The organism is Aeromonas sp. WP2-W18-CRE-05, from assembly GCF_014168615.1.
Classification (GTDB): domain Bacteria; phylum Pseudomonadota; class Gammaproteobacteria; order Enterobacterales; family Aeromonadaceae; genus Aeromonas; species Aeromonas caviae.
Window position 1 is genome coordinate 3,429,807 of the sequence record NZ_AP021917.1, and the last position, 24,556, is coordinate 3,454,362.

The window sequence follows — 24,556 nt, forward strand, 5'->3', positions numbered from 1 at the left end:
CTTGAGCTGAGCCTTGCCCGGCAAGGCCTGAAGTCATTGATGGGTTAAACGGCGCCGCACACCCGAGCCGTCAGATCCTCGTCATAACCCATGCTGTTCATGAGCTGGGCCACCATGTTCTGCTTGCGGCTGGTATTGGTATTGGTGATCACCCAGAACGGGGTCTCCGGTACCGGCTTGGGCTTGGTGGTGCTGCCACTGGCACGCAGCGCTTCAGGGTCACGGGAGAAGTAGACGCGCTTGCGCCCTTTTATCTCGGTCGCCTGGGTGAAGCCTTCCGGGTTGTCCCGATAGAGGGTGCTCAATACCAGCATGAAGCGGTTGATGGACTTCTCTTCTTTCTGAAGCTCGCCGGAATCCAGCAACGCCTCCAGCCCCATGGCATCGGCCACGGGTTGCGGTTGCATCGCAGGCGCGGCCGCCACGGTTGCCGTGCCAGCCTGGGCGGGTTGCTCCAGCAGGCGACGCAGGATATCGGACGCACTCTCGCCGATGTGCCGGGTCTGGCTCGCGATAAAGAAGTAGAGATCGTCATCAAGCTCGATGGTTTTCATAGGGATGCGCTGGACTCGTCGAAATTCGGATGCGGCGATTATACATAGGCAGACCCGGCAGCCCAAGCAAGGGGCGGACAGATGTGCATGAATCTCCTTGAGAATACGGCATAATGACGGGCCAAGTGTGTGATCCCCCGCACTGATAGCCGATCCCGGGGCGATATTTTTGAAAAAAAACCACAAAAAAATCCCCCACCATGAATGAAATCCTTTTCTTTCAGTGTGTTAAAAATTATGGCGATAGAGCCCACGACCGATAAGGTGTCATTTTGCAACAATACCCACGATTGAACTTCAAGGATCAGGGCAAAGGCCTGACTGTCGTGCTGATCCATGGCCTCTTTGGCAGCCTGGACAACCTCGGCCTGCTGGCGCGCCCCCTCAGCGAACAATACCGGGTCATCAGCGTCGATCTGCGCAATCACGGCGCCTCCTTTCACTCGGACGAGATGAGCTACCCGGCCCAGGCGGCGGACATCCTGGCCCTGCTGGACCATCTTGGACTTGAGCAGGTGGCCCTGGTGGGCCACTCCATGGGGGGCAAGGTCGCCATGCAGGTCGCCAAGCAGGCCCCTCACAGGGTCAGCAAGCTGGTAGTGGCGGACATCGCCCCGGTGGCCTATCCCCACGCCCGCCACAAGAACGTGTTTGCCGGGCTCAATGCCACGCTGGCCACGCCCCCCCAGAGCCGCAGCGAGGCGGAAGCCATGCTGGCCGAGCACATCGAGATCGCCGGGGTGCGCCAGTTCCTGCTCAAATCCTTCGCCAAAGGGGAGTCTGGATGGGGGTGGCGTTTCAACGTGCCGGCCCTTGAGCGCAACTACGCCAACATCATGGGCTGGCCCGACGATGAACGCCGCTTCGAAGGCGCGACACTCTTCATCAAGGGGGGCGACTCCGACTATATGCTGCCCGAATACAGCGGGGCCGCAATGACCCAGTTCCCGGCCGCCAAGGCCCGCGTCATCGCCGGCACCGGCCACTGGCTGCACGCGGAAAAGCCGGTTTTGTTCAACAAACTGGTTGTGGATTTCCTGTCGACAGGCGGTTAACAGTTTCAAATCCTTTGTGATATAGTGCGACCGTCTTAAGGAGTGCGCGCAATCCATGCTGAGTGAACACATCGATCTCATCGAGAGTCTGGGCCTGAAACTGTTCTTCGTGGCCATCTTCCTGCTGATTGGTCTGGCCATTCAGGACGTGCTCAAACGGGGCAATGTGCCCCGCTTCGGCCGCTTCATCGTCTGGCTGGTGCTGTTTCTGGGTTGCGCGGGTTTTGTCGCCAAGGGGCTGATCGAAATGGGCTGGGAAGGCTCAGGGATCGGCTAACTACTTTTCATCTGTGATGTATGGCCAAACAGCAAACTGATCGAACAACACTGGATCTGTTCGCAACTGAGAAGCGCCCCGGCAGGCCAAAGACCAATCCACTCCCCCGCGAGACCCAGCTCAAGATCAACAAGCGCAACCAGCTCAAGCGCGATCGTGAGAACGGGCTGAAACGGGTCGAGTTAAAGGTGGAAGCCGAGTTGCTGGAGCGCCTGAACCAACTTGCGCTGCAACAGAACGTCAGCCGAGCCGAGCTGATCCAATCTATCCTGAAGCAACAGATCGAGTCTGCTCATGCAGCAGGCATCGCAATCTGAACCGTCAAGCATCAACACCAGATACGGGTAACGAAACACTATGGCTAGTGTAGGTCTGTTTTTCGGCAGCGATACCGGTAATACCGAAGCTGTCGCCAAGATGATCCAGAAAGAACTGGGCAAACAACTGATTGAAGTCCGTGACATTGCCAAGAGCAGCAAGGCCGACATCGACAGCTTCGATCTGCTGATGTTCGGCATCCCGACTTGGTACTACGGCGAAGCCCAGGCCGATTGGGACGACTTCTTCCCCGAACTCGAAGAGATCGACTTCAACAACAAGCTGGTGGCCATCTTCGGATGCGGCGATCAGGAAGACTATGCCGAGTACTTCCTCGACGCCATGGGCACCCTGCGTGACATCGTCGAAGCCAAGGGCGCCATCATCATCGGCCACTGGCCGACCGCGAGCTACGAGTTCGAAGCCTCCAAGGCGCTGGTGGATGACAAGCACTTCGTGGGCCTGGGCATCGACGAAGATCGCCAGCCGGAGCTGACTGCAGAGCGCGTCAAGGGCTGGTGCAAACAGTTGCATGAAGAGATGTGCCTGGGTGAGCTGGAGTGATCTGATCTCCCTCCCTCTTCATGCAACAAGGGCCCCGACGGGGCCCTTGTTGCATCTGCAGCAGGCATTCAGCCACCCCTGTGCTGGGGCTTGGATCTGACATAGAGGGTGCGCTTCACCTGGGCCACCAGCTCGCCCTGACCATCCTGCACCTGCACCTCGAACTCGGGAAAGTGCTTCTCTCCTCCCTCGGTCGCCGCCACGATCGATGCCAGCTTGCCGTCTGTCAGGGTGAACTCCGCCACCAGCTTGCCCTTGCCAGGCTTGATGAAGTTGATGCTGCCCGCCTTGTCCCAGACGTAATAGCGGTTCTTGAAATGACCCATCAGCATCAGCGGATAGATGGGATCCGTCATCGCAAACATGCTGCCACCGAACTGGGTCCGGTTGGCATTCTTGTTCCACCAGCGGGACTTGAGAGTGACCCGGCAGAAGCGGAAATCGGGGCTCAGGGTTTCTATCTTGATGCCTGCACCCCAGAAGGGGGGCCAGGCGTTGAGGGCGCAGCGCACCCAGGCCGCGTTGCCAAAAAGCCAATCCATGGATCTCATCCGACCAGACTATAAAGAAGTCACATAGTATCAACATTCTCTGGTCGAGCAAGCGGGCCTGAATATTCCCATGACGGGCTTGATGAGCTAAAGCCCTTGAATTGCTGGGTTTATTTTTAACTTGGCTACGACCTATAATGACAGGCCAAGCGAGTTCGTGGTTGCCATTACAGCGGCAGTCAATCAGAATAACCACACCTTCGAGAATGCGAATAAATAGAAATGGCAGACAACAACCAAGCGTTAAAAAAGGCCGGGCTCAAGATCACCTTGCCCCGTGTCAAGATCCTGGAAATCCTGCAACAGCCGGACTGCCAGCACACCAGTGCGGAAGATCTGTACAAACGGCTGATCGATCAGGGCGAGGAGATTGGTCTCGCTACCGTTTATCGCGTTCTCAACCAGTTTGATGATGCCGGTATCGTCACCCGTCACCATTTCGAAGGGGGCAAGTCGGTGTTCGAGCTGGCCACCCAGGAGCACCACGACCACCTGGTCTGCCTCGACTGCGGCAAGGTGATCGAGTTCTCCGACGAGGTGATCGAACAGCGCCAGCGCGACATCGCCAAGGCGCACAACATCCGCCTGACCAACCACAGCCTTTACCTGTATGGCCACTGCGCCAACGGTGACTGCAAGCACGACGATTGATTCGGCCGGGTCGGCGCAATAAAAAAGCCAGCATGATGCTGGCTTTTTTATGTCCGCAATCCGGACCAGAAGCGGCAGGGTTTCCCCTGCCCTCTTCTATCAGGCCTCGGCCTTGCCCCAGACGTCACGCAGGGCCACGGTGCGGTTGAACACCAGGCGCTCGGCGCTGGAGAGCTTGTTGTCGGCGCAGAAGTAACCTTCACGCTCGAACTGGTAGGCAAACTCCGGCTTGGCATCCTTCAGGGAAGCTTCCACCCGGGCCCCTTCGATGATCACCAGGGATTCCGGATTCAGAGCCGCTTCGAAGTCATCCTCGGCGCCCGGGTTCGGCACCTTGAACAGACGATCGTAGAGACGCACTTCGGCCGGCAGGGAGTGAGTGGCGCTGACCCAGTGGATCACCCCTTTCACCTTGCGGCCGTCCGCCGGATCCTTGCCCAGGGTCTCGGGGTCGTAAGAGCAGTAGATGCAGGTGACCTTGCCGTCCGCATCCTTCTCGACCCGTTCGGCCTTGATGACGTAGGCGTTGCGCAGGCGCACTTCCTTGCCCAGCACCAGACGCTTGAACTGCTTGTTGGCTTCCTCTTTGAAGTCCGCCTCGTCGATGAAGATTTCGCGGGAGAAATGCAGCTCACGGGTCCCCATCTCCGGCTTGTTCGGGTGCGCAGGCGCCGTCAGCACCTCGTCCGCCGCCAGGTTCTCGATCACCACCTTCACCGGGTGCAGCACGGCCATGGCGCGCGGGGCGTTCTCGTTGAGATCGTCGCGGATGCAGGCTTCCAGCATGCTCATCTCGACGATGTTGTCCTGCTTGGTCACACCGATGCGCTTGCAGAACTCGCGGATGGAGGCCGGGGTGTAACCACGGCGGCGCAGACCGGAGACGGTCAGCATGCGCGGATCATCCCAGCCGTTCACGTGCCCCTCGGTCACCAGCAGGTTCAGCTTGCGCTTGGACATGACGGTGTATTCGAGGTTCAGACGGGAGAACTCGTACTGACGGGGGTGACAGTCGATGCTGATGTTGTCCAGCACCCAGTCATACAGGCGACGGTTGTCCTGGAACTCCAGGGTACACAGGGAGTGGGTGATCCCCTCCAGGGCGTCCGAGATGCAGTGGGTGAAGTCATACATCGGGTAGATGCACCACTCGTCACCGGTCTGGTGGTGGTGGGCAAACTTGATGCGATAGATGACAGGATCGCGCATCACCATGAAGGGGGATGCCATGTCGATCTTGGCGCGCAGGCAGGCGGTGCCTTCGGCGAACTCGCCGTTCTTCATCTTGGCGAACAGGGCCAGGTTCTCTTCCACGCTGCGATCGCGGAACGGGCTGTTCTTGCCAGGAGCGGTCAGGGTGCCACGGTATTCGCGCATCTGCTCCGGGGAGAGCTCGTCCACATAGGCCAGTCCCTTCTCGATGAGCTCGATGGCGTAGCCGTGCAGCTTGTGGAAATAGTCGGAGGAGTAGCAGATCTCGCCGCTCCACTGGAAGCCCAGCCACTGGACGTCCTGCTTGATGGACTCCACGAACTCGATGTCTTCCTTCGCCGGGTTGGTGTCATCGAAACGCAGGTTGCACTGACCCTGATAGTCGCGGGCGATGCCGAAGTTCAGGCAGATGGATTTGGCGTGGCCGATATGGAGATAACCGTTCGGCTCCGGCGGGAAACGGGTATGCACGCTGCTGTGCTTACCGCTGGCCAGATCTTCATCAATGATCTGACGAATAAAGTTAGTTGGGCTGTTCGCCTGACTCATGGCTCACCTCAAAAATGCGTCACTGGCGGACGTTGTGCCGGCTGGCACCCTCATACCCCCGCCGTCAAGCCGGGTATGATCCCTCATTACGCGCCCTGCCTCAACCTGAATTTGGTCAATTCGGGTCATTGGCGCACCAAAAACGGCGAAACGGGAGAAATTGCAGAGATCCTGGTCAAAAAAAGCCCCGCACGGGGCGGGGTCTCAAGTGATGAAAAACAGACAAAACACACACAACAAAGGTTCACACGCAGAGTCAACCTTTCCCAAACCCGATGGCCATCGACCTTGGGAAAGGCGGGTCTTGCGACCCACCTTGCGTTATGGATTGAAGGCTAGCTATCAGTTCAGCTCGGTGACGCGGCTGGTGCGCTTGCCATCGAAGCTGGTGGTACGCAGGTAGACCTTGCCATCCACGGTCGGCTTGGCGGCAGCGTCGTAGGCGCTCCAGCTCTTGCCATCCAGGCTGTACTGGATGGGCAGACCCGGCAGATCCACGTTCGCTTCCAGCACACCGTTCACCACCTTGGCACCCGGTACGGAGAGGCGATATTCCACCCCGGCCTGGTCCAGTTTGGGCAGCACGCGCTGGCCCAGCACGTTGGCAAACTGGTTCCACTCCTTGTTCAGGGTGGCCTTGTTGACATGCTTGGTGGTGCCGGAGAACTCGCGACCCTTCACGTAATCGAGCTCGAAGCCGCCCTTGTGCCAGGCGCGCTCGGCCACGGAGAAGATGCGCGGATAGACCATGTATTCGTACTGGGCATCGGTGCGCACGGTTTCACTCCACTGCTGACCGGAGATCCCCTTGAACTTGACCGGATCCTGGTCACCCTTGGCCACGAAGGCGTTGCCGTCGCGGTCAACCGAGGTCTCGGCGTTCTGCGGCAGGTTTTCCGGGGCGAAGGCGAACACCTTGCGGGTGTCGTTGAAGCGGGTTGCCCAGTAGTAGCCGCGCTCGGCCGGGTGTACCTCGTTCGGGAAGTCGAAGTAGAGGTAATCCGGGTTGGAGAGCACCACGTCATAGCCCTTGTGCGCCCACTTCATCGCCTCGTTGAAACCACCCCAGTAGAGGGTTTCCCAGAAGTTGACCCGGGTCTTGTCGGTGGCGAATACGCTGGCATCCGTGGCGTACTTCAGGCCATCTTCCCACGCCTGCAGGGTGGAGAAGCCGTGGCCCTTGACCATCTCGCTCACTTCCTTGGCAAAGTAGACCGGCAGCTCGGCCACGTCCTTGATCTTGCCATCGTCGATCATCTTCTGGCACATGGGGGACTTGCCGAACGGCTTGTCCTGCTTGCTGGAGTCGACGTTGCCCTTCCAGGCCACCAGATCTTCTTTCTTGGTGACGGCCGGATCCTGGTAACCACCGCCCTGCATGATGTTCTTCGCCTCGTCACCACCGTAGTGCCAGGCGGTCAGCGGCTGGCCGGCGGCCTGGTGCATCTGGGCCACTTCGTCCATCACCTTGGCCACGAAGGTGGCGGCACCCGGCTGGCAGGGGTTGATGAAGGACATCTTGTCGTAGAACTGCACCGAGGTGACGTTGGAGGTATCGGCCGGGTCAGTCAGACGGAACTGGTTGGCCTCGGCCTCTTTGCCCTCGCTCATCAGACGCTTGTAGCGCGCCTCCATGGAGACCACGGCGGCACGGGCGTGGGCCGGCATGTTGATCTCGGGGATCACGGTCACACCGCGCGCCTTGGCATAGCGTACCAGGTCGATGTAGTCCGCCTTGCTGTAGAAACCGGAGCCCTGGTTGTCGTTGGTGGGGCCGGAGCCAAGCTGCGGCATCAGGCACTTGGTTTCGGACTCGTCATGGCAACGCTGGCTGCCGACGTCGGTCAGCTCCGGCAGGCCCGGGATCTCCAGACGCCAGCCTTCATCGTTGGTCAGCCCCAGGTGCAGCACGTTGAGCTTCATGGCGGACATCTGATCCACCAGCTTCTTCATGGTCTCCGGGCTTCGGAAGTGACGGGCCACGTCGGTCTGCATGCCCCGGTATTCAAAGCGCGGCGCATCCTCGACGCTCATCTGGCTCACCAGCTTGTCGTCAACCCCCAGCAGAGAGATCAGAGACTGGGCGCCCCAGAAGGCGCCGTCAACGTCGTGCCCCTGAATGACGGTGCCCTTCTTGCCGATGGTCATGTCGTAGCCTTCGGCCTGCTTGAGCTTGCTGCCGAGCTTGATGGTGACCGGGTAGCCGGTGTCGGAGAGGGTAACACCCAGCTTGGTCAGTTGCGCCTTCAGGGCCTCGGCGCGATCGCTCGGCAGGTCAAGGGCATTGAGCTTGATGGTGGAGAAGTCGATTTGCGGGCCGGCCTTGACCACCTGCTTCATCGGGCTTGGCAGGATGCGGTCGTCAATCTTGCCGGCAGGCAGCAAGGTGCTGGTCTGGTTGGCGGCGAAACGGGTCTCGCTGTTCATCAGGATGTTGTTGTCATCCTTGGTGCGCTTCCAGCCATCGGCCGGCATCGGCTTCTCGTAGGTGCTGGCATCGTCGATGTTGCTCATGCTGGCCAGCACTTTCGGCTCGGCCCCTTCACTGGCGACATACCAGTTCGGCATGATGTCAGATTCGAACAATACCCAGTATTCCACCACCAGGGGCACCTCGACCGTGGCGTCCTTGGCAAAGCCCTGGAACTTCTCGGTCGGCGTCAAACGATAGAGGTCGCCGGTCAGGTGGGTGATGGTGAACTGGTCGTTGTCCACCCGCTGGATGCGGCGGATGGAGGAGACATAGATGCTCCAGTCCTTGGAGGTGACGTCGGCACCGGTGTTGGTCAGGTGCAGCTTGGCAACGCCGCAGCTCGCCCACTCGGAGCCCAGCGCCTGGCAGTCAAGACCGGCGCCGGCACCGTCATTGGTGACGACTTCGTACTTGACGACGAGGTTGCTGGCGAGGGCGTCGACCACCGCTTGCCTGGCAGCATCGGCTGCAAGTGCGGGACCGGCGAAAACGGTAGACATGGCAATGGCTAACAGAGAATGTTTCAGGTTCATAACTGCTGCTCTCATTTGAAGTAAAGGTTGGATTTTCTTGGCTTTTTTTATATGGGGCCCCGAGGCGGGGCCCTTAGTTATGTCAACAATGGACTTAGACTTGAGGTGAGCGAGTCGCTCGATTAACGCAGGGCTTTCATCTCACCGGCGATGATCTCGGCCAATGGGCCCAGAATCACCTGCAGGTTCTGCTCACCGAGCTTGACCACACCGGCCGCGCCCAGAGCTTTGAGCTTGCGCTCATCGACGATGCTGCGGTCTTTCAGGGTCAGACGCAGACGGGTGATGCAGGCATCGATGGTCACCAGGTTCTCCTGACCACCCAGCACTTCCAGATACTGCTTGGCCAGCTCGGTGCGGTCGGTGGTTTGAGCCTGTACCGGCACGGCTTCGTCATCTTCACGACCCGGGGTTTTCAGGTTGAACTTGGCGATCACTGCGCGGAAGACCACGTAGTAGAGGCCGAAGAAGACCAGACCCTGTACCAGCAGCATGTACCACTGGGTCGCCAGCGGGTTGCGGCTGGAGAGCACCATATCCACCAGACCGGCGCTGAAGCCGAAACCGGCGATCCAGTGCATGGAGGCTGCGATGAACACGGAGATACCGGTCAGCAGGGCATGGATGACGTACAGTACCGGCGCCACGAACATGAAGGAGAACTCGAGCGGCTCGGTCACCCCGGTGAAGAAGGCGGCAAAGGCGGCAGCGATCATGATGGACGCAACCTTCTCTTTGTTCTCTTTCTTCGCGCTGTGGTAGATGGCCAGTGCGGCACCCGGCAGACCGAACATCATGATGGGGAAGAAGCCGGCCTGGTACATGCCTGTCACGCCCACGACAGCCTTGCCGGCGTCGATGGAGGACTGGCCACCCAGGAAGTTCGGGATGTCGTTGATGCCGGCCACGTCGAACCAGAACACGGAGTTCAGGGCGTGGTGCAGACCGACCGGGATCAGCAGACGGTTGAAGAAGGCATAGATGCCGGCACCGGTGGAGCCCATGCTGACGATGGATTCACCGAAGCTCACCAGGCCACCGTAGATGACCGGCCAGACGGCCATCAGGATGAAGGAGACGACGATCATCACCACGGAGGTCACGATCGGCACCAGACGACGACCGGAGAAGAAAGCCAGCGCCTTGTGCAGCTCCACGCTGCTGAAGCGGTTGTAGAGCTCGGCGGCGATGACACCACACAGGATGCCGACGAACTGGTTGCTGATCTTGGCAAAGGCTGCCGGCACCTGGTCGGCCGGGATACCCTTGATCTGGGCCACGGCGCCCGGGCTCAGCAGGGTGGTGACCACCAGGAAGCCGACCAGACCGGCCAGCGCGGCGGAACCGTCTTTATCCTTGGACATGCCGTAAGCGACGCCGACGGCGAACAGAATGGGCATACTGTCGATGATGGCGGCGCCCGCCTTGATCAGAAACGCAGCCAGAGGGCTTCCGCCACCCCAACCGTTCGGGTCAATCCAGTAGCCAATCCCCATCAGGATCGCGGCGGCAGGCAATACCGCTACCGGCACCATCAGGGCACGGCCGATCTTTTGCAAATAACCGAGAATGTTCACGGTTCCTCTCCTTAGTTGGTGTTTTTCTAGAAATTAAGTGCTTATCACGTTCGACGCATAAGCCATCAAGGCTTGATTGGCAGTCTATGTGTTTTATTTCGCTGCGCAAATTAATAAACCAGCTTTCGTGATCATTATCACTCAACAGAGATAAAGGTAGCCGATAGATGTGGCTTAGTTCGCAATCTTTATTTACGCTATAAAACAACTTGAATCCGTGTCTGGTCCCTTGCCGTCACTCCCTGTGCGGCAACCGTACTGAGGTATATAGAATGCGCCTGATCCCGTTGAAGTCTGCCAGCCAGGTGGGTCTCTGGTCTGCCCGTTACATCGTTGACCGCATCAATGCGTTCAAGCCCACTGCCGAGCGCCCCTTCGTGCTGGGTCTGCCCACTGGCGGTACCCCGCTCAACACCTACAAGCGCCTGATTGAGCTGCATAAAGCCGGCGAGGTGAGCTTCCAGAACGTGGTCACCTTCAACATGGACGAGTACGTGGGGCTGCCCAAGGAACATCCGGAGAGCTACCACAGCTTCATGCACAACAACTTCTTCAATCACGTTGACATTCGCCCGGAAAACATCAACATCCTCAATGGCAACGCCGAGGATCTGGTGGCCGAGTGCCAGCGTTACGAAGACAAGATCAAGTCCTACGGCAAGATCCACCTGTTCATGGGCGGCGTCGGCAATGACGGCCACATCGCCTTCAACGAACCGGCCTCTTCCCTGGCTTCCCGTACCCGGGTCAAGACCCTGACCGAAGACACCCGCATCGCCAACTCCCGCTTCTTTGGCGGCGACATGGAGCAGGTGCCCAAGCTGGCCCTGACCGTGGGTGTCGGCACCCTGATGGACGCCGAAGAGATCCTGATCCTGGTGGTCGGTCACGCCAAGGCCCAGGCCCTGCAGGCCACCGTGGAGGGCAGCGTCAACCACATGTGGACCATCTCCACCCTGCAACTGCATCCGAAAGGGATTGTGGTGTGCGACGAACCTTCCACCATGGAGTTGAAGGTCAAGACGGTGCGCTACTTCCAGCAACTGGAAGCCGACAATATCAAGCACCTCTGAGGAGCTCCCATGTACGCTCTGACTAATTGCACTCTCTACACCGGCAGCTGCGTGCTGACCGGTTATGGCGTGGTCATCGATGGCGACAAGATTGTCGCCATCTCCCGCCAGGCAGAACTGCCCGCCGGCATCGAGCAGATTGACCTCCAGGGCGCCAACCTCAGCGCCGGCTTCATCGACGTGCAGCTCAACGGCTGCGGTGGCGTCATGTTCAACGGTCACATCACCACGGACACCCTGGCCACCATGCAGGCGGCCAACCTGAAATCCGGGACCACCAGCTTCCTGCCGACCCTGATCACCAGCCCGGATGCGGACATGAAGCAGGCCGTCGCCGTCACCCGCGACTACATGGCCGCCCACCCCAACGAGGTGCTTGGCGTCCATCTGGAAGGGCCCTACACCAACCTCAAGCGCAAGGGGATCCACCCGGCCGAACAGATCCGCCAGCCCGCCGACGAGATGATCGACTTCTTCTGCGACAACGCGGACGCCATCGCCAAGATCACCCTGGCGCCGGAGCGCAACAAGCCCGAGCACATCCGCCGTCTGGTGGAGGCCGGCATCCTGGTCTCCGCCGGCCACACCGCCGCCAACTACGACCAGGCCATGGCGGGCTTTGACAACGGCATGCGCTTTGCCACCCACCTCTACAACGCCATGACCCCGACCCTGAATGGTCGCGAGCCCGGCGTGGTCGGTGCCATCTACGATCGCAAGGATGTCTATGCGGGCATCATCGTCGACGGCCACCACGTACACTGGGCCAACGTGCGCCTGGCGCACAGGATGCTGGGGGAGCGGCTGGTGCTGGTCACCGATGCCACCGCGGCGGCGGGCGCACCGGAAGGCTTTGAGAAATTTGATTTTTGCGGCGCAACCGTCTATTTCCGCGATGGTCAGTGCGTCGATGAGAATGGTACACTCGGCGGCTCCGCCCTCACCATGATCGAAGGGGTGGAAAATCTGGTCAAACAGGTCGGATTGCCGCTCGACGAAGCACTGAGAATGGCCACCCTTTACCCCGCTCGCGCCATTGGATGGGACTCGCGTCTCGGTAGTATCCAGGTCGGAAAAATTGCCAACCTCACCGTCTTTGATCAGGCCTTCGCGGTCTGCGGGACCGTGGTTAACGGACACTACACAACACAGTGACACTATGACTGGCGGACAAATAGCAAACGTAGATCTTATCAAGCAGGTAAACAGTGCGGTCGTCTATCGCCTCATTGACCTGCAGGGGCCCATCTCGCGGGTCAAAATTGCCGAGTTGAGTCAGCTGGCCCCGGCCAGCGTGACCAAGATAACCCGGCAACTGATCGAGCACGGTCTCATCAGGGAAACCTCGCCGCAAGCCTCCACCGGCGGGCGCCGCGCCATCTCCCTGACCACCATCAAGCATCGCTTCCAGTTTGTGTCCGCCAAGCTGGGTCGCGGCTACCTGCAGCTCTCCCTGTATGACCTCGACGGCAAGGAGCTCGATCAGCACATCACCCAGGTGACCGAGATCGAGCAGCAACCGGTGGTGGACATGCTGCTGCGGGAGATTGGCGCCTTCATCGACGCCAATCAGGATCGCAGCCGCAACCTCATCAGCATCGCGCTGACCATGCCGGGTCTGGTCAACCCGGAATCCGGCATGGTCATCTACACCCCCACCTACCAGATCCGCAACCTGGGGCTCGCCAAGCTCCTGGAGCACCACTTCAACCTCCCCTGCTACGTGGGCAATGACACCCGTTCGCTGGCGCTGGCCGAGCACTTCTTCGGCGAGTCCCGCGACTGCATGGACTCCATCCTGGTGAGTGTCCACCAGGGGACGGGCTCGGGCATCATCACCAAGGGCAAGGTGTTTCTTGGCCAGAACCGCAACGTCGGCGAAATAGGCCACATCCAGGTCGAACCCCTTGGCAAGCGCTGCCACTGCGGCAACTTCGGCTGCCTCGAGACCATCGCCTCCAACGAGGCCATCGTCGACAAGGTGAAGGAGCTCATCAGCCGCGGTCACCTGAGTTCGCTGCAAGAGAAGCACATCACCATTCAGGAGGTGTGCAAGGCGGCGGTGGCCGGTGACGAGCTGGCCCGCAGCGTGATCGAGAACGTGGGGGAGCACCTGGGGCGCGCCATCGCCATCACGGTCAACCTGTTCAACCCCCAGAAGGTGCTCATCGCCGGTGAAATCACCGCCGCCGAAGAGATCCTGATCCCGGCCATCCGCCGCTGTGTCGAGCACCAGTCTCTGCCAAGTTTCCATCGCGGCCTGCCCATCGTTAAGGCGCGTTTCCAGAACCAGCCCACCATCGGCGGCTTCGCCCTGGTCAAGCGCTCCCTGCTGGAAGGGGATCTGCTGCAGATCATCATGGAGCAAAAGTAAGGCCCACCCCTTCGGACACGAAAACGGCAGCCAGTGGCTGCCGTTTTTTATGGTCTGTTTTCGCCGGTTCACCCCGCCCGGCACGGTTTGAAGAGATCCAGCTTACCGTCATAGACCTGGGTCTGCACGTCCATGATACCGAGCATGGTGCGGGGCAACAGGTTGTCGTGCCGCTCAACCGTTCCGGCCCATTCACCCCGCCCGGCACGGCTTGAACAGATCCAGCTTGCCGTCATAGGCCTGGGTCTGCACGTCCATGATGCCGAGCATGGTGCGGGGCAACAGGTTGTCGTGCCGCTCAACCGTTCTGGCCCATTCACCCCGCCCGGCACGGCTTGAACAGATCCAGCTTGCCCTCATAGACCTGGGTCTGCACGTCCATGATACCGAGCATGGAGTGGAACAGGTTGTCGTGGGAGAAGCGCTTGCTGGCTGCCTCCTGTTGCAGGCAATCCAGATTGAGCTGACGGTCTGCCTGCAACTGGGGAGAGAACCAGGTCAGGAGCGGCACCCGGGTCTGATCGTCCGGTGCGAACTTGTAGGGGGTGCCGTGCAGATAGAGCCCCATGGCACCGAGGGATTCACCGTGATCCGACAGATAGACCAGCCCCACGTTGTACTGGCTCTCCAGGCTCTTGAGCTTGTCGATGAGCTGGGCCAGCACCTTGTCGGTGTAGCGGATGGTGTTGTCATAGGTGTTCACCAGCTCTTCGTTGCTGCAGTTCTCGATGTCGCTGCGCGGGCAGTCCGGCAGGAAGACGCGATCGGCGGCCGGGTAGCGGCGATAGTAGGTCGGACCGTGGCTGCCCATCAGGTGGAAGGCCACCAGCTTGCTGCCCTGCTTGCCCTGCATGTCGGCGATCTGCTGATCCAGCCCCTGCAACAGCACCTCGTCAAGACAGGCATTGCCGGAGCAGTATGCGGGGAATGCCTTGGGCTCAATCTCGATGGTGGGGACGTTTTTGCACACCCCCTTGCAGCCGCCGTCGTTCTCCTTCCAGAGCACCGAGATCCCGGCATGTTGCAGCACGTCCAGCAAGCCGTCCTGGGACTGGGCCCTGGCCTCGTCATAGCCGCGCCGGGTCATGTTCGAGAACATGCAGGGCACGGAGAGCGCCGTGGCGGTGCCGCAGGAGCGCACGTCTCTGAACGAGACGACATTGGCCTCCTTCTCGGTGAAGCCGTTGGTCTCCTTCTTGTAGCCGTTGAGGGAGTAGTTCTGGCTGCGAGCCGTCTCCCCCACCACCAGGAACATCAGGGTCGGCTTCTCGTGCTGGCCGATCACCCTGGCATCGGTGCCGATCTGCTGGTAGGGGATGGGTGTGGCGAAGACCACATCCCGGGCGTACTTGTAGAGCCCGTGCACATAGTTGGCGGGCACTATCTCCTTGCCGAGGGACTTGTTGTTGCGCCCGACCGAGGCGTAATCCTGGTAATAGAGGGCGGCAGCCCCCATCAGAAACAGCAAGGAGAGGGCGATGGAACCGAGGCGCAGACCCAGCCCCTTGTACCAGGGACGGGGATACTCAATCTTCACCCACAGCAGCACCAGCACCGGCAACAGGCCGGTCAGCAGGAACCAGAGCACCACGGAACCGTTGAGGTAGGAGCCCGCCTCCCCGCTGTTGGTCTCGATGATGTTCTGCATCATGCCCATGTCGAAGATCACCCCGTACTTGAGCATGGCGTAGCTGACCAGGGAGCCGGTCAGGATGAGCAAGGCGAAAAAGGGCTTGAGCAGATAACGGAAGGTAAAGGGCAGGAACACCGCGTTGAGGGCCGCCACCAGTACCAGGGGTATGGAGAGGACAAACCCCGCCTTGACGTGTTCAAGGGCGCTGAGAATGCGATAAAAGTGCAGGAAAATGGGCCAGTTGAAGACCAGTGCAAACAGCAGCACCAGCAACAGATTGACCTTCATCACTCCCAGAGTGAGACGCATAGAGAGACTCCGACAAACCAGTGGAACTAACAACCTGCCAGCAGGCTTCGTGGTGACCATCCCGACACTCGGCCCTGAAAACAGGACAAGAGCCAGGGAGGTCCAGATACGGGGTCATCCTAGGACGGCAAACTTAAGCGAACATTAAGAGAGGAAAACGAACCACAAGGGGAGGTGCGCGGTCTGGCACATAAAAAAACGGCAGCCCGGGCTGCCGTTTTTGCGAAGGTGAACAAGGTGTTGCACCTGTGTGTTCGCGAACCTGAACAGGGTCGCGAGAGGCAATTACAGGGTCGCGGCAATCTCGTCGGAGCAGGGGGAGAGGACCGTTGTGGTCGCCCTCCCCTTTGCCCTGAGGGATCACAGGGTCGCGGCGATCTCGTCGGAGCCGGGGAAGAGGACCGTTGTGGTCGCCCTCCCCTTTGCCCTGAGGGATCACAGGGTCGCGGCGATCTCGTCGGAGCCGGGGGAGAGGACCGTTGTGGTCGCCCTCCCCTTGCCCTGGGTCTCACCGCGTTCCCGAGAGGCAATTACAGGGTCGCGGCGATCTCGTCGGAGATGGAGCCGTTGTGGTACACCTCCTGCACGTCGTCCAGATCTTCCAGCATGTCGATGAGGCGCATCAGCTTGGGCGCGGTCTCGGCATCCAGTTCCGCCTCGGTGGAGGGGATCATGGTCACTTCGGCGCTCTCGGGCTTGAAGCCGGCAGCTTCCAGACCGTCCAGCACGGTGCCGAAGTCGTTCGGGGTGGTGTAGACCTCGATGGTGCCATCTTCTTCGGTCACCACGTCGTCGGCACCGGCTTCCAGGGCGGCGTCCATCAGGGCGTCTTCATCGGCACCCACGAAGGTCAGCACCCCCTTCTTGGTGAACAGATAGGCCACGGAGCCGTCGGTCCCCAGGTTGCCGCCGCACTTGCTGAAGGCGTGACGCACTTCGGCCACGGTACGGTTGCGGTTGTCGGTCAGGCACTCCACCATGACGGCGGAACCGGCCGGGCCGTACCCTTCGTACACGATGGTCTCGAGCTGCTCGCCGTCACCGCCGCCGGCGCCACGCTGGATGGCGCGGTTGATGGTGTCGCGGGTCATGTTGCTGGTCAGGGCTGCCGCCACCGCCGCACGCAGGCGGGGGTTGTTGGCAGGATCGGCATCACCCAGACGCGCGGAGGTGGTGATTTCGCGGATCAGCTTGGTGAAGATCTTGCCGCGCTTGGCGTCTTGCGCCGCCTTGCGGTGTTTGATGTTGGCCCATTTACTGTGACCTGCCATAGGGACTCTCCGTTATAGTTGGAAATTTCAGTAACGCTGGTTGCGCCCAGGGGGAAACGGGAAAGGCCGCATCGCTGCGGCCTTTGTTGCCGATAACGGCTTATTCGTCACCCTTGACGGTGGTCGCAATCGCCAGCTCGCCCAGTTGGGCCGGGTTGGCAAAGCTCGGGGCGTCTGTCATCAGACAGGCGGCCGCCGTGGTTTTCGGGAAGGCGATGACATCCCGGATGTTGTCGGTGCCGGTCAGCAGCATGCTGAGGCGGTCCAGACCGAAGGCCAGGCCGGCGTGGGGCGGGGTGCCGTATTTCAGGGCATCCAGCAGGAAGCCGAACTTCAGGCGCTGCTCGTCCGGGGTGATCCCCAGGATGTCGAACACGGTGGACTGCATCTCGCTGTTGTGGATACGCACAGAGCCGCCACCCACTTCGTAGCCGTTGATCACCATGTCGTAGGCGTTCGCGTAAGCGCCCACCGGGTTCGCTTTCAGCTCGGCCGGGCCCAGGTTGCTCGGGGCGGTGAAGGGGTGGTGCATGGCCGCCAGGCCGCCTTCGCCATCTTCCTCGAACATGGGGAAGTCGATGACCCAGAGCGGCTTCCAGACGTTCTCCACCAGGCCCAGATCGCGGCCCACCTTCAGGCGCAGGGCGCCCATGGCATCGCACACCACTTTCTTGGAGTCGGCGCCGAAGAAGATGATGTCGCCGTCCATCGCGCCGGTACGGGCCAGGATCTCGCGCACGATGGCGTCAGAGAGGAACTTGGCCACCGGGGACTGCACCCCTTCGAGGCCGCTCCCGGCGTCGTTGACCTTCATCCAGGCCAGGCCCTTGGCACCGTAGATGCCGACGAACTTGGTGTACTCGTCGATCTGCTTGCGAGACAGCTCAGCGCCGCCCGGTACCTTCAGGGCCGCCACACGGCCTTTCGGATCCTTGGCGGGGCCGGCGAACACGGCGAACTCCACCTCGGTCAAGAGATCTGCCACATCGACCAGCTCCATGGGCAGACGCAGGTCCGGCTTGTCGGAGCCGAAGCGGCGCATGGCTTCGTCGAAGGTCATGATGGGGAAGTCACCCAGGTCCACGTTCAGGATGTGCAGCCAGAGCTTGCGGATCATCTCTTCCATGATTTCACGCACCTGGGGCGCGGTCATGAAGGAGGTCTCCACGTCGATCTGGGTGAATTCCGGCTGGCGGTCGGCACGCAGGTCTTCGTCGCGGAAGCACTTGACGATCTGGTAGTAGCGATCGAAGCCGGACATCATCAGCAGCTGCTTGAACAGCTGGGGGGACTGCGGCAGGGCGTAGAACTTGCCCTTGTGCACGCGGCTCGGCACCAGGTAGTCACGGGCCCCTTCCGGGGTCGCCTTGGTCAGCATCGGGGTCTCGATGTCGAGGAAGCCGTGCTCGTCCATGAAGCGGCGCACGAAGGCACTGGCCTTGGCACGGGTCTTCAGGTACTTGGCCATCTCGGGGCGACGCAGATCCAGGTAGCGGTACTTGAGGCTCACCTCTTCGCTGTTGACCTGGTTGAAGTCAAGGGGCAGCGGCTCGGCACGGTTGATGATGGTGAGCTCGTGGGCGAACACCTCGATGGCACCGGTGGCCATGTCGCTGTTGCGCTGGGAGTCGGGGCGGGTACGCACCACACCGGTCACCTGGATGCAGAACTCGCCGCGCAGCTCGGAGGCCAGGGCAAAGGCGTCCGGCTTGTCCGGATCGAAGAACACCTGCACGATGCCCTCGCGGTCGCGCATGTCGATAAAGATGAGGCCGCCGAGATCACGACGACGATGGACCCAACCGCACAATGTAATGGTCTGCCCGGCATGGGCCTCATTGACCTGTCCGCAATAGATAGAGCGCATGGACTTCTTCCTTCGAAATGGTAGAGAGACGGTTCATCCTGGGTCGCCGGGCACGACTGGCAAGCACCGTCTGTCTCACAGCTGGCCAGATCCTGCTTCTTGCCCGGTTTGAAATCTGTCTCGGGTCATCCGGCTCCCCGAGCCGGATTCTTGCCGCCGTCCCAGGCAGGCCCCCGCTCCCGACCGGGATGACGAGTAGGCGCCGGGGTATCGGCTGGCGTCGTTGTCTGGCCACTGCCGGGCCGCGATCATCGTCACCCGGGGGCTCGGTCGCGCGCATTACGACAATGTGGCAAACAAAAGGGTTGGCATTATAGAGGAAAACCTCCATTTGGGTAAAATGGCCCGCAGCCCCCGTTACCCTGTTTTTTGTTGTTCTGGCGCAAAAAGGAGGGCAAAAGTGCGCCAACCTGCCGACAGGAACCATCATGAGCCTCTATTTGGGCCTGCCCCAGTGGTCACACCCGGCCTGGCCCGGCCAGTTGCTGGGGATGAATGCCAGGCCCGCCGAGCACCTCGCCGACTATGCCAGGGTGTTCAACTCCGTGGAGGGCAACACCACCTTCTACGCCTCACCGACCCCGGAGACGGTGCAGCGCTGGGCCGATGCGGTCCCCGACCACTTTCGCTTCAGCTTCAAGTTTCCCAAGGAGATCAGCCACCAGAGCGATCTGGTGAGCGCGGACAAACAGGTGACGACCTTCATCCGCCTGCTGGCCCCCCTGCATGACAAGCTGGGGCTGCTCAAGCTGCAACTGCCCGCCCGCTTCGGGCCAGAGGGGCTGGCCCGTCTGGATGCCTTCTTCGCGCGGCTGCCCCAGGATTTCACCTATGCCCTCGAGGTGCGCCACCCCGATTTCTTCGCCAAGGGGGAGGCGGAACGGGCCCTCAACCGGATGCTGATGGCGCGGGGCATCAATCGCATCATGCTCGACAGCCGCCCGCTCTTCTCGGTGCCCGCCACCACGGCCGCCATGATCGATGCCCAGGGCAAGAAACCCAGGTTGCCGGTCCATCTGCTGGCCACGGGGGGTGCCCCGGTGGTACGCCTGATTGGTTTACCTCAAATCGAGGACAATCACCCATTTTTGCCACCATGGTTGCCACATTGGAAACAATGGCTCCAGGAGGGCAAGGATCTCTACCTCTTTGTCCACACCGCCGACAATGCCCGGGCCCCCGAACTCGCACGGCAGATCAGCCGCCTGCTCGGCCAGGAGATGGCCCCCTGGCCGGGAGAAAACGATCGCGCCCGCCAGGGGGTGCTGCCCTTTTGAGCGGCCCCCTCCCCGCCCCTTCTCCGTCCCCAAAAAAAGCCGCTTTTTTTGTGGTCCCACCGGGGTTGGCGTCAAGACAAACGCCCGCCTTTCCTCTACACTAGCGCCCCAAGTAAGGTCCCGGGCCTGGGTGCATGGCAATGCGTTGCCCACCCCAGCCCGGCACCCTGAGGGCCCGGACCATGGCCCGTTGCGAACAGGGGCAGCCCGACGGATCCCGGAGCAAGCCACCCCGTTCGTCAACCGGTGACGACGCCATTTCGATGCCCGTCCACCCAAGATTCAATTGAATAAAACAGCCGCCCACCACACCGGCTGTCAGGTTGCGTCAGCATGCACGATCAGATTTTTGCCGCCCCCATTGCCCGTCTGGGAGACTTCTGCTTTGACGAGCAGGTCGTCGACGTCTTCCCCGACATGATCCAGCGCTCGGTGCCCGGTTACAGCAACATCATCTCCGCCATCGGCATGATGGCCGCCCGCTACGCCCAGCCCCAGAGCCGCCTCTACGATCTCGGCTGCTCCCTCGGCGCCGCGACCCAGGCCATGCGCCGCCACGTCACCCAGCCCGGCTGCCAGATCACGGCGGTGGATCTCTCCCACCCCATGATCGAGCGGGCCCGCGCTCACCTCTCGGGCTTCAAGTCCGAGGTACCGGTGGATCTGGTGGAGGCGGACATCTGCGACATCCCCATCGAGAACGCCTCCGTGGTGGTGCTCAACTTCACCCTGCAGTTCGTCGCCCCCGAGAAGCGGGCCGCCCTCATCGCGCGCATCTTTGACGGCCTGCGCCCCGGCGGCATCCTCATCCTGAGCGAGAAGTTCCGCTTCGATGACGAGCAGGTCAACGAGCTGCTCATCGACTTGCACCTCGACTTCAAGCGGGCCAACGGCTACAGCGAGCTGGAAATCAGCCAGAAGCGCACCGCCCTTGAGAACGTGATGCGCACCGACACCCTGGCGGTCCATCAGGCGCGCCTGCGGGACGCCGGCTTCACCCACCTGGACCTCTGGTTCCAGTGCTTCAACTTCGGCTCCATGATTGCCATCAAAGCCAGCGACACCAACTAAGCCATGATCGATTTCGCCCATTTTTATCAGCTGATCGCCAAGAACCGGTTGAGCCACTGGCTGCACACCCTGCCCGCCCAGCTGCACGCCTGGCAGCACGACAACCTGCACGGGGATCTGCCGCGCTGGAACCGCGCCCTCGCCAAGCTGCCCGTCGTGGCCCCCGGCCGGATCGAGCTCAAAGAACGGGTCGCCATCGGCGGCCCCGATAGCCTGGGAGAGGGTGAGCGCAAGAAGACCGAGAGCCTGTTGCGCCAGCTCATGCCCTGGCGCAAGGGCCCCTTCCATGTGCACGGCATCCACATCGACACCGAGTGGCGCTCCGACTGGAAGTGGGATCGGGTGCTGCCCCACATCAGCCCGCTCCAGGGCCGCTACGTGCTGGACGTGGGCTGCGGCAGCGGCTACCACCTCTGGCGCATGGTGGGGGAAGGGGCGAAACTGGCGGTCGGCATCGACCCGAGCCCGCTGTTCCTCTGCCAGTTCGAGGCCATTCGCCACTTCGCAGGCAACGACCAGCGCGCCCACCTGCTGCCCCTCGGTATCCAGGAGCTGCCGGCGCTGCGGGCCTTTGACACCGTCTTCTCCATGGGGGTGCTCTATCATCGCAAGTCCCCCATCGAGCACATCGAGCAGTTGCGCAACCAGCTCAAAGACGATGGGGAGCTGGTGCTCGAGACCCTGGTGGTGGACGGCGACGAAAACCAGGTGCTGATGCCCTCCGATCGCTACGGCAAGATGCGCAACGTCTGGTTCCTCCCCTCGAGCGCGGCCCTCACACGCTGGGTCGAGCGCTGCGGGTTCACCGATGTGCGCATCGTCGACGAGAATATGACCAGCACCGACGAACAGCGTCGTACCGACTGGATGATTAACGAGTCCCTGAGTGACTATCTGGATCCACACAATCCTGCACTCACGGTCGAAGGATACCCGGCACCCAAACGTGCCGTACTGATCGCCAGAAAGGCCAAAGACTAGCCGATGGCGGCTGTGGAAGTTACACTGACCCAATTCCAGGAAGCACAGTTAAATGAATGACATGAAAAGCAAATTAAAAGGAATGACCCTGCTCTCCCTGCTCAGTCTCGGCGGGTGTGTCAGTATGGAAAAAGCCCCCCCGGCCCCGACCCTGACGCTGGCCGAGCTGCGCAACGAGATCTCGTTGAGCGAGCAACGTCTGCAAACATCCATGGAACAGCAACAGAAGCAGTATGTGCAGCAACAGCACCTGCTGGTTCAGCTCAACACCGATGTCACCAACATGAAAGAGTCCGTGAAGAAAGTCGACAGCAAGCTGGCTACCCTGCCTCCCGAGCCGCCCAAGGCCATGCCCATTCCCACCGAGAAGTGCCCGGCGCCGAGTCAGGGCCACACCGTCGATGGCAAGCTGCTGGTGGGTGAAGCGGAGTGGATCTGGGTTGACGCCGCCAACGACGCCTTCCAGGCCCGGGTCGACACCGGCGCCACCACCTCCTCCATCAGCGCCCAGGAGATCACCATCTTCGAGCGCAACGGCAAGAACTGGGTGCGCTTCTTCCTGAGCCACCAGGAGATGGACGACAAGATCCAGATTGAAGCGCCCCTGGTGCGTCACGTGCGGGTCCGTCAGGCTTCCGCCGACGATCTCGACCGTCGCCCCGTGGTCCGCCTCGCCGTGCGCATCGGCGACATGACCGAGAAGGCCGAATTTACCCTGAAGGACCGCAGCGACATGACCTTCCCCGTGCTGCTGGGCCGTGAATTCCTCAAAGACATCGCCGTGGTCGACGTGGCCCGCGAATATATCCAACCCAAACCCAAGCTCAAGGATGTGAAATAATCCATGGTTTCCCGTAAGCCGTTCTATCTGCTGGTCGCCCTGCTCTACATCGTCGGCCTGGGGATGACCTTCTATCATCACATCGCGCTGGACGTCCCGCTCACGCCGGGTGAAAAGCGCCAGATCTGGTCCATCGAAGCCAAGCTCGAGTTCGAGGCCACCGGCGAGCCGGTGATCGCCTCCCTGGCCATTCCGGGCACCCAGCCCGGCTTCACCCTGATGAACGAGAACGCCGCGAGCCCGGGCTATGGCCTGTCGTTCGTGGAAAAAGACGGGGATGCCCGCGCCGAGTGGTCCATCCGCACCGCCTCCGGCCGTCAGGAGCTTTACTACCGGGTCGACATGATGGCCGATGCCCATGCCAAGCCCGCCGCCAACCCGCAGCCGCCCGCCATCGAGAAGCAGATCGAGAGCGAGCCCTACGCCACGGCCATGAAGCAGATCCTGGAGCGCGCCCAGGAGCGCTCCGCCGACGGCTACACCCTGACCCGCGAGATCATCAAGGAGATCGAGAAGCAGGAACAGAACGCCGAGCTGCTCAAGTCCCACAAGAGCCGCGCCAATCTGATTGCCGAGCTGCTCAACAACGCGGACGTCCCGGCCCGGGTGGTTCACGCCCTCAGTCTGGAAGATGGCCGCCGCCGTCAGGAGCTGGTGGATTACCTGCAGGTCTTCAACAGCCCGACCGACTACAAGCTGTTCAACCCGCAAAGCGGTGAACAGGGTCAACCGGCCAACCTGCTGCTGTGGGAGTACAACTCCGGCGCCCTCCTGGACGTCACCGGCGGTCACAACTCCCGCGTCACCTTCTCGATGATCGAGCAGGAGCAACCGGTCAACGTGGCCTTGGCCCAGAAGTTCGAAAAATCCGAGATGATGAACTTCTCCATCCACAGCCTGCCCCTGGAAGAGCAAGCCCTGTTCAAGGGTCTGCTGCTCATCCCCATCGGCGTGCTGATGGTGGTGTTCCTGCGGGTCATCGTGGGGATCAAGACCTCCGGCACCTTCATGCCGGTGCTGATCGCGGTCGCCTTCATCCAGACCTCGCTGGTCACCGGCCTCATCGGCTTCCTGCTGATCGTCGGCACCGGCCTGGTGATCCGCTCCTACCTCTCGAGGCTCAACCTGCTGCTGGTCGCCCGAATATCGGCGATCATCATCATGGTGATCTCGATGATCGGCATCTTCTCGGCGTTCGCCTTCAAGCTGGGGCTGACCGACGGCATGAAGATCACCTTCTTCCCGATGATCATCCTCTCCTGGACCATCGAACGCATGTCCATCCTGTGGGAAGAAGAGGGTCCCAAAGAGGTGTTCCGCCAGGGTGGCGGCTCCCTGCTGGTGGCGGTCATCGCCTACCTGGCCATGGACAACGAGCTCATTCGTCACCTCACCTTCAACTTCCTCGGCCTGCAGCTGGTGCTGATGGCGACCGTGCTGTTGATGGGTAACTACACCGGCTACAAGCTGAGCGAGCTCAAGCGCTTCAAGCCGCTGGTGGACGAGATGAAGTCTGGTGCCACCCCGGGTAAGGACAAGTAACAG

The 24,556-nt window shown here is 61.0% G+C and carries 21 protein-coding genes; 13 read left to right on the forward strand and 8 right to left on the reverse strand.

Annotated features, from left to right (window positions below):
* Nucleotides 1-44: 44 nt before the first annotated feature.
* Complete coding sequence (gene seqA / locus H7R73_RS15905) at nucleotides 45-554, reverse strand: replication initiation negative regulator SeqA (RefSeq protein WP_010674108.1); 510 nt, start codon at nucleotides 552-554, stop codon at nucleotides 45-47.
* Nucleotides 555-844: 290 nt separating this feature from the next.
* On the opposite strand from seqA, the gene H7R73_RS15910 reads away from it, so the two are divergent.
* The 4 genes from H7R73_RS15910 to fldA are packed head-to-tail and all read left to right on the forward strand — an operon-like array spanning nucleotide 845 to nucleotide 2,768.
* Nucleotides 845-1,609: an alpha/beta fold hydrolase gene (locus H7R73_RS15910; protein ID WP_103259816.1), complete on the forward strand. Its 765-nt coding sequence runs from the start codon at nucleotides 845-847 to the stop codon at nucleotides 1,607-1,609.
* A gap of 55 nt (nucleotides 1,610-1,664) precedes the next feature.
* Complete coding sequence (locus H7R73_RS15915; RefSeq protein ID WP_010674106.1) at nucleotides 1,665-1,886, forward strand: DUF2788 domain-containing protein; 222 nt, start codon at nucleotides 1,665-1,667, stop codon at nucleotides 1,884-1,886.
* Between the two features lie 20 nt (nucleotides 1,887-1,906).
* On the forward strand, nucleotides 1,907-2,203 hold the full coding sequence (gene ybfE, locus H7R73_RS15920; RefSeq protein ID WP_005325670.1) for a LexA regulated protein: 297 nt from the start codon (nucleotides 1,907-1,909) through the stop codon (nucleotides 2,201-2,203).
* A gap of 40 nt (nucleotides 2,204-2,243) precedes the next feature.
* Nucleotides 2,244-2,768 carry a flavodoxin FldA gene (fldA, locus tag H7R73_RS15925; RefSeq protein WP_010674104.1) on the forward strand — a complete coding sequence of 175 codons (525 nt, stop codon included), beginning with the start codon at nucleotides 2,244-2,246 and terminating at the stop codon, nucleotides 2,766-2,768.
* Between the two features lie 68 nt (nucleotides 2,769-2,836).
* Here fldA and H7R73_RS15930 read toward each other — a convergent pair whose 3' ends face one another.
* Entirely contained in the window at nucleotides 2,837-3,310 is a 474-nt protein-coding gene (locus tag H7R73_RS15930) for a DUF4442 domain-containing protein (RefSeq protein WP_182951327.1), read from the reverse strand.
* Nucleotides 3,311-3,541: 231 nt separating this feature from the next.
* Here H7R73_RS15930 and fur point away from each other — a divergent pair, with 231 nt between their 5' ends.
* Complete coding sequence (fur, locus tag H7R73_RS15935) at nucleotides 3,542-3,970, forward strand: ferric iron uptake transcriptional regulator (RefSeq protein ID WP_010674102.1); 429 nt, start codon at nucleotides 3,542-3,544, stop codon at nucleotides 3,968-3,970.
* Nucleotides 3,971-4,069: 99 nt separating this feature from the next.
* Here fur and glnS read toward each other — a convergent pair whose 3' ends face one another.
* The 3 genes from glnS to nagE form a co-directional block, all read right to left on the reverse strand.
* Nucleotides 4,070-5,731 carry a glutamine--tRNA ligase gene (gene glnS, locus H7R73_RS15940; RefSeq protein ID WP_103259814.1) on the reverse strand — a complete coding sequence of 554 codons (1,662 nt, stop codon included), beginning with the start codon at nucleotides 5,729-5,731 and terminating at the stop codon, nucleotides 4,070-4,072.
* Nucleotides 5,732-6,073: 342 nt separating this feature from the next.
* The gene (locus tag H7R73_RS15945; RefSeq protein ID WP_182951328.1) at nucleotides 6,074-8,737 is read right to left on the reverse strand and encodes a beta-N-acetylhexosaminidase; all 2,664 of its coding nucleotides are present in this window, start codon (nucleotides 8,735-8,737) and stop codon (nucleotides 6,074-6,076) included.
* A gap of 122 nt (nucleotides 8,738-8,859) precedes the next feature.
* Nucleotides 8,860-10,314 (reverse strand): N-acetylglucosamine-specific PTS transporter subunit IIBC, encoded by a 1,455-nt coding sequence (gene nagE / locus H7R73_RS15950; RefSeq protein WP_039039841.1) that lies wholly within the window; start codon nucleotides 10,312-10,314, stop codon nucleotides 8,860-8,862.
* Nucleotides 10,315-10,586: 272 nt separating this feature from the next.
* Between nagE and nagB the strand changes: the two genes are divergently transcribed.
* The 3 genes from nagB to nagC are packed head-to-tail and all read left to right on the forward strand — an operon-like array spanning nucleotide 10,587 to nucleotide 13,761.
* Nucleotides 10,587-11,387 carry a glucosamine-6-phosphate deaminase gene (gene nagB / locus H7R73_RS15955; RefSeq protein WP_010674098.1) on the forward strand — a complete coding sequence of 267 codons (801 nt, stop codon included), beginning with the start codon at nucleotides 10,587-10,589 and terminating at the stop codon, nucleotides 11,385-11,387.
* Nucleotides 11,388-11,396: 9 nt separating this feature from the next.
* Nucleotides 11,397-12,542, forward strand: a complete 1,146-nt coding sequence (gene nagA / locus H7R73_RS15960; protein WP_039039842.1) for an N-acetylglucosamine-6-phosphate deacetylase — start codon at nucleotides 11,397-11,399, stop codon at nucleotides 12,540-12,542.
* A gap of 4 nt (nucleotides 12,543-12,546) precedes the next feature.
* Entirely contained in the window at nucleotides 12,547-13,761 is a 1,215-nt protein-coding gene (gene nagC / locus H7R73_RS15965; protein WP_010674096.1) for a DNA-binding transcriptional regulator NagC, read from the forward strand.
* A 316-nt stretch (nucleotides 13,762-14,077) separates the two neighbouring features.
* Here nagC and H7R73_RS15970 read toward each other — a convergent pair whose 3' ends face one another.
* The 3 genes from H7R73_RS15970 to aspS all read right to left on the reverse strand — a co-directional run bounded on the left by H7R73_RS15970 (nucleotide 14,078) and on the right by aspS (nucleotide 18,841).
* Nucleotides 14,078-15,703, reverse strand: a complete 1,626-nt coding sequence (locus H7R73_RS15970) for a phosphoethanolamine transferase (protein ID WP_103259812.1) — start codon at nucleotides 15,701-15,703, stop codon at nucleotides 14,078-14,080.
* Between the two features lie 530 nt (nucleotides 15,704-16,233).
* Nucleotides 16,234-16,974, reverse strand: coding sequence for a YebC/PmpR family DNA-binding transcriptional regulator (locus H7R73_RS15975; protein ID WP_039039845.1), 741 nt, complete (start codon nucleotides 16,972-16,974; stop codon nucleotides 16,234-16,236).
* Nucleotides 16,975-17,074: 100 nt separating this feature from the next.
* Nucleotides 17,075-18,841: an aspartate--tRNA ligase gene (gene aspS, locus H7R73_RS15980; RefSeq protein ID WP_010674093.1), complete on the reverse strand. Its 1,767-nt coding sequence runs from the start codon at nucleotides 18,839-18,841 to the stop codon at nucleotides 17,075-17,077.
* Between the two features lie 428 nt (nucleotides 18,842-19,269).
* On the opposite strand from aspS, the gene H7R73_RS15985 reads away from it, so the two are divergent.
* From H7R73_RS15985 to H7R73_RS16005, 5 genes are all read left to right on the forward strand, one after another.
* Nucleotides 19,270-20,118, forward strand: a complete 849-nt coding sequence (locus tag H7R73_RS15985) for a DUF72 domain-containing protein (protein ID WP_103259811.1) — start codon at nucleotides 19,270-19,272, stop codon at nucleotides 20,116-20,118.
* A gap of 333 nt (nucleotides 20,119-20,451) precedes the next feature.
* Nucleotides 20,452-21,189, forward strand: a complete 738-nt coding sequence (gene cmoA, locus H7R73_RS15990; protein WP_042882621.1) for a carboxy-S-adenosyl-L-methionine synthase CmoA — start codon at nucleotides 20,452-20,454, stop codon at nucleotides 21,187-21,189.
* 3 nt (nucleotides 21,190-21,192) lie between these two features.
* Complete coding sequence (cmoB, locus tag H7R73_RS15995) at nucleotides 21,193-22,170, forward strand: tRNA 5-methoxyuridine(34)/uridine 5-oxyacetic acid(34) synthase CmoB (protein ID WP_053288620.1); 978 nt, start codon at nucleotides 21,193-21,195, stop codon at nucleotides 22,168-22,170.
* Between the two features lie 52 nt (nucleotides 22,171-22,222).
* Entirely contained in the window at nucleotides 22,223-23,011 is a 789-nt protein-coding gene (locus H7R73_RS16000) for an ATP-dependent zinc protease family protein (RefSeq protein WP_039039848.1), read from the forward strand.
* Nucleotides 23,012-23,014: 3 nt separating this feature from the next.
* Nucleotides 23,015-24,553, forward strand: coding sequence for an inactive transglutaminase family protein (locus H7R73_RS16005; protein WP_010674088.1), 1,539 nt, complete (start codon nucleotides 23,015-23,017; stop codon nucleotides 24,551-24,553).
* The last annotated feature ends 3 nt before the right edge of the window (nucleotides 24,554-24,556 follow it).

Coding starts and splice junctions, on each gene's coding strand:
- seqA (WP_010674108.1), bottom strand. CDS start 554: ATGAAAACCATCGAGCTTGATGACGATCTCTACTTCTTTATCGCGAGC.
- H7R73_RS15915 (WP_010674106.1), top strand. CDS start 1,665: ATGCTGAGTGAACACATCGATCTCATCGAGAGTCTGGGCCTGAAACTG.
- ybfE (WP_005325670.1), top strand. CDS start 1,907: ATGGCCAAACAGCAAACTGATCGAACAACACTGGATCTGTTCGCAACT.
- fldA (WP_010674104.1), top strand. CDS start 2,244: ATGGCTAGTGTAGGTCTGTTTTTCGGCAGCGATACCGGTAATACCGAA.
- H7R73_RS15930 (WP_182951327.1), bottom strand. CDS start 3,310: ATGGATTGGCTTTTTGGCAACGCGGCCTGGGTGCGCTGCGCCCTCAAC.
- fur (WP_010674102.1), top strand. CDS start 3,542: ATGGCAGACAACAACCAAGCGTTAAAAAAGGCCGGGCTCAAGATCACC.
- glnS (WP_103259814.1), bottom strand. CDS start 5,731: ATGAGTCAGGCGAACAGCCCAACTAACTTTATTCGTCAGATCATTGAT.
- H7R73_RS15945 (WP_182951328.1), bottom strand. CDS start 8,737: ATGAACCTGAAACATTCTCTGTTAGCCATTGCCATGTCTACCGTTTTC.
- nagB (WP_010674098.1), top strand. CDS start 10,587: ATGCGCCTGATCCCGTTGAAGTCTGCCAGCCAGGTGGGTCTCTGGTCT.
- nagA (WP_039039842.1), top strand. CDS start 11,397: ATGTACGCTCTGACTAATTGCACTCTCTACACCGGCAGCTGCGTGCTG.
- nagC (WP_010674096.1), top strand. CDS start 12,547: ATGACTGGCGGACAAATAGCAAACGTAGATCTTATCAAGCAGGTAAAC.
- H7R73_RS15970 (WP_103259812.1), bottom strand. CDS start 15,703: ATGCGTCTCACTCTGGGAGTGATGAAGGTCAATCTGTTGCTGGTGCTG.
- H7R73_RS15975 (WP_039039845.1), bottom strand. CDS start 16,974: ATGGCAGGTCACAGTAAATGGGCCAACATCAAACACCGCAAGGCGGCG.
- aspS (WP_010674093.1), bottom strand. CDS start 18,841: ATGCGCTCTATCTATTGCGGACAGGTCAATGAGGCCCATGCCGGGCAG.
- H7R73_RS15985 (WP_103259811.1), top strand. CDS start 19,270: ATGAGCCTCTATTTGGGCCTGCCCCAGTGGTCACACCCGGCCTGGCCC.
- cmoA (WP_042882621.1), top strand. CDS start 20,452: ATGCACGATCAGATTTTTGCCGCCCCCATTGCCCGTCTGGGAGACTTC.
- cmoB (WP_053288620.1), top strand. CDS start 21,193: ATGATCGATTTCGCCCATTTTTATCAGCTGATCGCCAAGAACCGGTTG.
- H7R73_RS16000 (WP_039039848.1), top strand. CDS start 22,223: ATGAATGACATGAAAAGCAAATTAAAAGGAATGACCCTGCTCTCCCTG.
- H7R73_RS16005 (WP_010674088.1), top strand. CDS start 23,015: ATGGTTTCCCGTAAGCCGTTCTATCTGCTGGTCGCCCTGCTCTACATC.